Source organism: Rathayibacter sp. AY1C2 (assembly GCF_002931195.1).
In the GTDB taxonomy this organism is placed as follows: domain Bacteria; phylum Actinomycetota; class Actinomycetes; order Actinomycetales; family Microbacteriaceae; genus Rathayibacter.
Genome location: NZ_PSWG01000028.1, coordinates 23,889 through 30,998 on the forward strand (window position 1 = coordinate 23,889; position 7,110 = coordinate 30,998).

Sequence of the window (7,110 nt, forward strand, 5' to 3'; positions counted from 1 at the left end):
ACGCCGCACAGATGGACTACCACTCGCTCAACGCGATGCTGAACCTCTACGGCCCGAACGGAGAGATCCAGTTCGACAAGGACCGCGAGGCCGCTCGCGAGTTCTTCCTGCAGCACGTCAACCAGAACACGGTGTTCTTCCACACGCTCAAGGAGCGCCTCGACTACCTGGTCGAGAAGGAGTACTACGAGCAGGCCGTGCTCGACCAGTACTCGTTCGAGTTCATCCAGCAGCTCAACGACCTGGCGTACTCGAAGAAGTTCCGCTTCGCGACCTTCCTCGGCGCGTTCAAGTACTACACCTCGTACACGCTCAAGACGTTCGACGGGAAGCGCTACCTCGAGCGCTTCGAGGACCGCGTCGTGATGACCGCCCTCGGCCTCGCCCAGGGCGACGAGACGCTCGCGACCGCCCTCGTCGAGGAGATCGTCGCCGGCCGCTTCCAGCCCGCGACCCCGACCTTCCTCAACACCGGCAAGGCCCAGCGCGGCGAGCTCGTCTCCTGCTTCCTGCTGCGCATCGAGGACAACATGGAGTCGATCGCCCGCGGCATCAACTCCGCGCTCCAGCTCTCCAAGCGCGGCGGCGGCGTCGCCCTCTCGCTCTCGAACATCCGCGAGGCCGGCGCCCCGATCAAGCAGATCGAGAACCAGTCCTCGGGCATCATCCCCGTGATGAAGCTCCTCGAGGACAGCTTCAGCTACGCCAACCAGCTCGGCGCGCGCCAGGGCGCGGGAGCGGTGTACCTCTCGGCGCACCACCCCGACATCCTCCGCTTCCTCGACACCAAGCGCGAGAACGCCGACGAGAAGATCCGCATCAAGACGCTCTCCCTCGGCGTCGTCGTGCCCGACATCACGTTCGAGCTCGCGAAGAACAACGAGGACATGTACCTCTTCTCGCCCTACGACGTCGAGCGCGTCTACGGCATCCCCTTCGGCGACATCTCCCTCTCGGAGAAGTACCGCGAGATGGTCGACGACCCGCGCATCAAGAAGACCAAGATCTCGGCGCGCGAGTTCTTCCAGACCATCGCCGAGATCCAGTTCGAGTCGGGCTACCCCTACATCGTGTTCGAGGACACGGTGAACCAGGCGAACCCGATCAAGGGCCGCATCAACATGTCCAACCTCTGCTCCGAGATCCTCCAGGTCAACACTCCGACGACCTACAACGAGGACCTCTCCTACGCGCAGATCGGCAAGGACATCTCCTGCAACCTCGGATCGCTGAACATCGCGCTGACGATGGACTCGCCCGACTTCGGCCGCACCATCGAGACCGCTATCCGCGGCCTCACCTCGGTGTCCGACCAGTCGCACATCACCTCGGTCCGCTCGATCGAGGACGGCAACGACAAGTCGCACGCCATCGGCCTCGGCCAGATGAACCTGCACGGCTACCTCGCCCGCGAGCGGATCCACTACGGATCCGAGGAGGGCATCGACTTCACCAACATCTACTTCTACTCGGTGCTGTTCCACGCCCTGCGCGCCTCCAACAACCTCTCCATCGAGCGCGGTACCACCTTCGAGGGCTTCGCCGACTCGAAGTACGCCTCGGGCGAGTTCTTCGACACCTACACCGAGAAGGAGTGGGCGCCGGCCACCGAGCGCGTCTCCCGCCTCTTCGCCGACTCGGGCATCGCGGTCCCCACCCAGGACGACTGGCGTGCGCTCAAGGCCTCGGTCATGGAGCACGGCATCTACAACCAGAACCTGCAGGCCGTCCCGCCGACCGGCTCGATCTCGTACATCAACAACTCGACGTCCTCTATCCACCCGATCGCGTCGAAGATCGAGATCCGCAAGGAGGGCAAGCTCGGCCGCGTCTACTACCCGGCGCCGTTCATGACGAACGACAACCTGGAGTACTACCAGGACGCGTACGAGATCGGCTACGAGAAGATCATCGACACCTACGCCGCGGCCACGCAGCACGTCGACCAGGGCCTCTCGCTCACGCTCTTCTTCAAGGACACGGCGACCACCCGCGACGTCAACCGCGCCCAGATCTACGCCTGGCGCAAGGGCATCAAGACGATCTACTACATCCGCATCCGTCAGCTGGCGCTCGAGGGCACCGAGCTCGACCAGTGCGTCTCGTGCATGCTCTAGAGCACGCAGCCCCACCCCCCTCCGCACGACCCATCCGCAGCAGCGAGAAGGAATCATGACTCCCCCCGAGAAGCTCAAGCTCGTCGACTCCGTCCAGGCGATCAACTGGAACCGGATCCAGGACGACAAGGACGTCGAGGTGTGGAACCGCCTCACGAGCAACTTCTGGCTGCCCGAGAAGGTCCCGCTGTCGAACGACATCCAGTCGTGGAACACGCTCACGCACCAGGAGCAGCAGCTCACCATGCGCGTGTTCACCGGGCTCACCCTGCTCGACACCGTGCAGGGCACCGTCGGCGCCGTCTCGCTCATCCCGGACGCGATCACGCCTCACGAGGAGGCCGTCTACACGAACATCGCGTTCATGGAGTCGGTCCACGCCAAGTCGTACTCCTCGGTGTTCTCGACCCTGTCGAACACCCAGGACATCGACGAGGCCTTCCGCTGGTCGATGGAGAACCCGAACCTGCAGAAGAAGGCGTCCATCGTGATGGACTACTACCGCGGCGACGACCCGCTGAAGCGGAAGGTCGCCTCCACGCTGCTGGAGTCGTTCCTCTTCTACTCGGGCTTCTACCTGCCGATGTACTGGTCCTCGCGCGCCAAGCTCACCAACACGGCCGACCTCGTGCGCCTGATCATCCGCGACGAGGCCGTGCACGGCTACTACATCGGCTACAAGTTCCAGAAGGGACTCGAGCGGGTCGACCAGGCCAAGCGCGACGAGATCAAGGACTACACGTTCTCGCTGCTCTACGAGCTCTACGACAACGAGGCGCAGTACACGCAGGACCTCTACGACCAGCTCGGCCTGACCGAGGACGTCAAGAAGTTCCTGCACTACAACGCCAACAAGGCGCTGATGAACCTCGGCTACGAGCCGATGTTCCCCAAGCAGGTCACCGATGTGAACCCCGCGATCCTGTCGGCCCTCTCGCCCAACGCGGACGAGAACCACGACTTCTTCTCGGGCTCCGGCTCCTCCTACGTGATCGGCAAGGCCGTGAACACCGAGGACGAGGACTGGGACTTCTAGGCGTCGACACCACGTCCCGGCCTCCACGGCGAACGGCCCCTCCCCTCGCGGGTGAGGGGCCGTTCCTCGTCTCCGGGCGGCGGGCGGGCGCCGGGTCACCGCACCCGGCGAGGCGCCGCCCTGTCGCCGAGGCGCCGTCCTGTCGGCGGCGCCTCGCGCGGCACGTCGGTGTCTCGCGGAGCGGGGCCGGAGCGGCCGTCGTGCGCGCCTCAGAGGGCCAGGCGCATCAGCACCCGGGGGAAGCCGTCGAGCACGGAGCGCACCGCCGCCCAGCCGACCACTCCGCCGATTCACCACTCCACCGGATGAATCGCACCAGCACCCCCTGTTGGACGGCGCCCAGGCGGGGCGCCTACCGTGGACGAGGCATCCAACGAAGGAGCACTCTGTGAAGCACGTCCCCCTCGGCACCTCCGGTGTCGACTCCCCGAACGTCGTCCTCGGCCTCATGCGCATCCCCGACATGACCGACGAGGCCATCCGCGGTCTCGTCGGCGCCGCCCGCGACTCGGGCATCGACTTCTTCGATCACGCCGACGTCTACGGCAAGAAGCTGCACCAGTGCGAGGAGCGCTTCGCCGAGGCGATGGCGCTGACTTCCTCCGAGCGCGAGCAGATCGTGCTGCAGACCAAGGCGGGCATCGTCGGCGACGGCCCGTACTTCGACTTCTCCTACGAGCACCTGATGGCCTCGGTCGAGGGCTCGCTGAAGGCGCTGCGCACCGACTACGTCGACGTGCTGCTCCTGCATCGGCCCGACGCGCTCGTCGAGCCCGATGAGGTGGCCCGCGCGTTCGACGAGCTGCACGCGTCCGGCAAGGTGAAGCAGTTCGGCGTCTCGAACCAGACGCCGTACCAGATCGAGCTGCTGAAGAAGTCGCTGAACCAGCCGATCGTGGCGAATCAGCTGCAGCTCTCGATCACCCATGCGCCGCTGATCGCGCAGGGTGTCGCCTCCAACATGGTCGGCGAGGACCAGTCCGTCATGCGCGACGCCGGCATCCTCGACTACTGCCGCCTGAACGACATCACCGTCCAGGCCTGGTCGCCCTTCCAGGCGGGGTTCTTCACCGGCGTCTTCCTCGACAACCCGGCCTACCCCGAGCTGAACGCCGTCATCGACCGGCTCGCAGCGACCTACGAGGTCCCGGCGATCGCCGTGGCCACCGCCTGGATCACCCGCCACCCGGCGGGCATGCAGGTCGTGCTCGGCACGACCAACGAGCAGCGCGTGCGCGATGCGGCCCTCGGCTCCGATCTGCCGCTCACGCGGCCGGAGTGGTACGAGCTGTTCCGCGCGGCGGGCTACCTCGTCCCCTAGAGCTCCCACCCCGGAGGAAATGCGCGTCGGCGCAGAGAGGCACGGACTCCCCGGAGTCCGTGCCTCTTCCCGTCCCCGCGAGACGCCGGTCGGAACGCCCGCCGCGGTGTGCCGCGGACCGAAGCGGCATCTCGCGGGGGAGGGGCGGGAATAGGAACGGCACCCCTGCGTTGAACTTGAGCGTAACCGACTCAACTTCCTCAGGAGGACAGGTGCCCGACAACTACAGCGAGGCCGGAGCGAGCTCGTTCGACGACTTCCTCGCCCGCTACCTCGACGGTGAGCGCGCCCGCGCGGCGCGGTCGATCGACCTCAGCCGATTCCTCACCGCCCGTACCCGCGACATCCTGCAGTCCGCAGGACGCTTCGCCCTCGAGCGCGGCCAGACCGAGCTCGACGCCCTGCACGTGCTCCGCGTGCTCATCGACGACGAGACCGTCTCGCAGGCCGTGCGCCGCATCGGCGTCGACCCCGCCACCATCGCCACCGCCGCGGAGGCGCGCCTCCCGCAGGCCGACGAGGCCCACGCCTCGCAGAACGCAGCCACCATCACCCCCAGCGCGCAGCGCGCGCTGTTCCACGCCTACCAGGTCGCCCGCTCCAGCGGCTCGACCTACATCGAGCCCGAGCACCTCTTCTTCGCGCTCGTGCTCGGCCAGGACGCCCCCGCCGGGCAGGTCCTCGCCCGCGCCGGCGTCACCGCCGAGGCCCTCACCCAGGGCATGCGCGAGACCGAGGCCCCGCAGCAGCAGGAGGCGGGACAGCCCGCCTCCGACACTCCGCTGCTCGACAAGTTCGGCACCGACCTCACCGCTCTCGCCCGCGAGGGCCGGCTCGACCCGGTCATCGGGCGCGCCGACGAGATCGAGCAGACCGTCGAGATCCTCAGCCGCCGCACCAAGAACAACCCGGTGCTCGTCGGCGAGGCCGGCGTCGGCAAGACCGCCATCGTCGAGGGCCTGGCCCGCGCGATCGTGGCGAAGGAGGTCCCCGAGCAGCTGCGCGGCAAGCGCGTGATCTCGCTCGACCTCCCCGGCATGCTGGCCGGCACCCGCTACCGCGGCGACTTCGAGGAGCGCCTCACCGGCACCATGGACGAGATCGCGGCGCACTCCGGCGAGCTGATCGTCTTCATCGACGAGGTCCACACCGTCGTCGGTGCGGGCGGCGGCGGCGAGGGCGGCATGGACGCGGGCAACATCCTCAAGCCGCGTCTGGCCCGAGGCGACCTGCACCTCGTCGGCGCCACCACGCTCAAGGAGTACCGCACCATCGAGAAGGACCCGGCACTGGAGCGGCGCTTCCAGCCGGTCCGCGTCGGCGAGCCCGGCATCGAGGACGCGGTCGCCATCCTGCACGGCCTGCGCCCCGCCTACGAGGAGCACCACCGCGTGCGCTTCACGGACGAGGCCCTGCGCGCCTCCGTCGAGCTCTCGGCCCGGTACCTCACCGACCGCGTGCTGCCCGACAAGGCGATCGACCTGATCGACCAGGCCGGCGCGCGCCTCCGCCTCCGCCTCGGAGCCGGCGTCGACACCGGAGCTCTGCTCGAGCGTCTGGCGACCCTGGAGGCCGACAAGAACGCGGCCGTCTCGGCCGAGCACTACGAGGAGGCGTCCCGCGTCCGCGACGAGATCAGCGCCGTGCAGGCGGAGCTCGACGCGGCCACCGGCAGCGCCCCCGCGGAGGCGGTCGTCGGCGAGACCGAGATCGCGGCCGTCATTGCCCGCGCCACCGGCATCCCGGTGTCGCGGCTCACAGAGGGGGAGCGCGAGCGCCTCGCGCACCTCGAGACCGAGCTGCACCAGCGGGTCATCGGCCAGGACGACGCGGTCACCGCGGTCGCCCGGGCCGTCCGCCGCAGCCGCACAGGCCTCGGCGACTCCTCGCGCCCGGTCGGCTCGTTCCTCTTCCTCGGCCCGACCGGTGTCGGCAAGACGGAGCTGGCGCGCACCCTCGCGGGCTCCCTCTTCGCCGATGAGCAGTCGGTCATCCGCTTCGACATGAGCGAGTTCGGCGAGCGTCACACGGTCTCGCGGCTGGTCGGCGCCCCTCCCGGGTACGTCGGCTACGACGAGGCCGGTCAGCTGACCGAGCGCGTGCGCCGGAACCCGTACTCGGTGGTCCTCTTCGACGAGATCGAGAAGGCGCACCCCGACGTGTTCAACCTGCTGCTGCAGGTGCTCGACGACGGGCGTCTGACCGACGGCCAGGGGCGGACGGTCGACTTCCGCAACACGGTGATCATCATGACCTCGAACCTCGGCTCGGAGTTCCTGGCCTCGCGGTCGGGTGCGCTCGGCTTCGTCGCTCAGAGCGACGCGTCGGCCGAGGGCTTCGCCTCGGAGAAGGACCTGCGCGATCGCGTCATGGGCCGTCTCCGCGAGGCGATGCGCCCCGAGTTCCTCAACCGGATCGACGAGATCGTCCTGTTCCGCCGCCTCGGCCGCGAGCAGCTGCGGGAGATCGTCGGCATCGTCCTCGACACCACGCGCTCCCGCCTCGCTCCCCGCGAGGTGACGCTCGAGGTGACGGAGGCGGCCGTCGACTGGCTCGCCGAGAACGGCTACGAGCCGCAGTACGGCGCCCGGCCCCTGCGCCGGCTCGTCCAGCGCTCCATCGACGACCGGATCGCC

General features: G+C 68.1%; 4 protein-coding genes. All 4 read left to right on the forward strand.

What is annotated here, in order from left to right:
- Window positions 1-11 precede the first annotated feature (11 nt).
- On the forward strand, window positions 12-2,117 hold the full coding sequence (gene nrdE / locus C5C55_RS15140) for a class 1b ribonucleoside-diphosphate reductase subunit alpha (RefSeq protein WP_104234484.1): 2,106 nt from the start codon (window positions 12-14) through the stop codon (window positions 2,115-2,117).
- 55 nt (window positions 2,118-2,172) lie between these two features.
- A complete protein-coding gene (nrdF, locus tag C5C55_RS15145) occupies window positions 2,173-3,153 on the forward strand; it encodes a class 1b ribonucleoside-diphosphate reductase subunit beta (protein ID WP_104224358.1) in 981 nt (326 codons plus the stop codon).
- A gap of 388 nt (window positions 3,154-3,541) precedes the next feature.
- On the forward strand, window positions 3,542-4,474 hold the full coding sequence (locus C5C55_RS15150; protein WP_258065277.1) for an aldo/keto reductase family oxidoreductase: 933 nt from the start codon (window positions 3,542-3,544) through the stop codon (window positions 4,472-4,474).
- 212 nt (window positions 4,475-4,686) lie between these two features.
- The coding region (locus tag C5C55_RS15155) for an ATP-dependent Clp protease ATP-binding subunit (protein WP_104234481.1) at window positions 4,687-7,110 on the forward strand (2,424 nt) is incomplete at its 3' end.

What these genes read in the sequence shown, in the direction of transcription:
- nrdE (WP_104234484.1), top strand. Translation starts at nt 12, where the DNA reads ATGGACTACCACTCGCTCAACGCGATGCTGAACCTCTACGGCCCGAAC.
- nrdF (WP_104224358.1), top strand. Translation starts at nt 2,173, where the DNA reads ATGACTCCCCCCGAGAAGCTCAAGCTCGTCGACTCCGTCCAGGCGATC.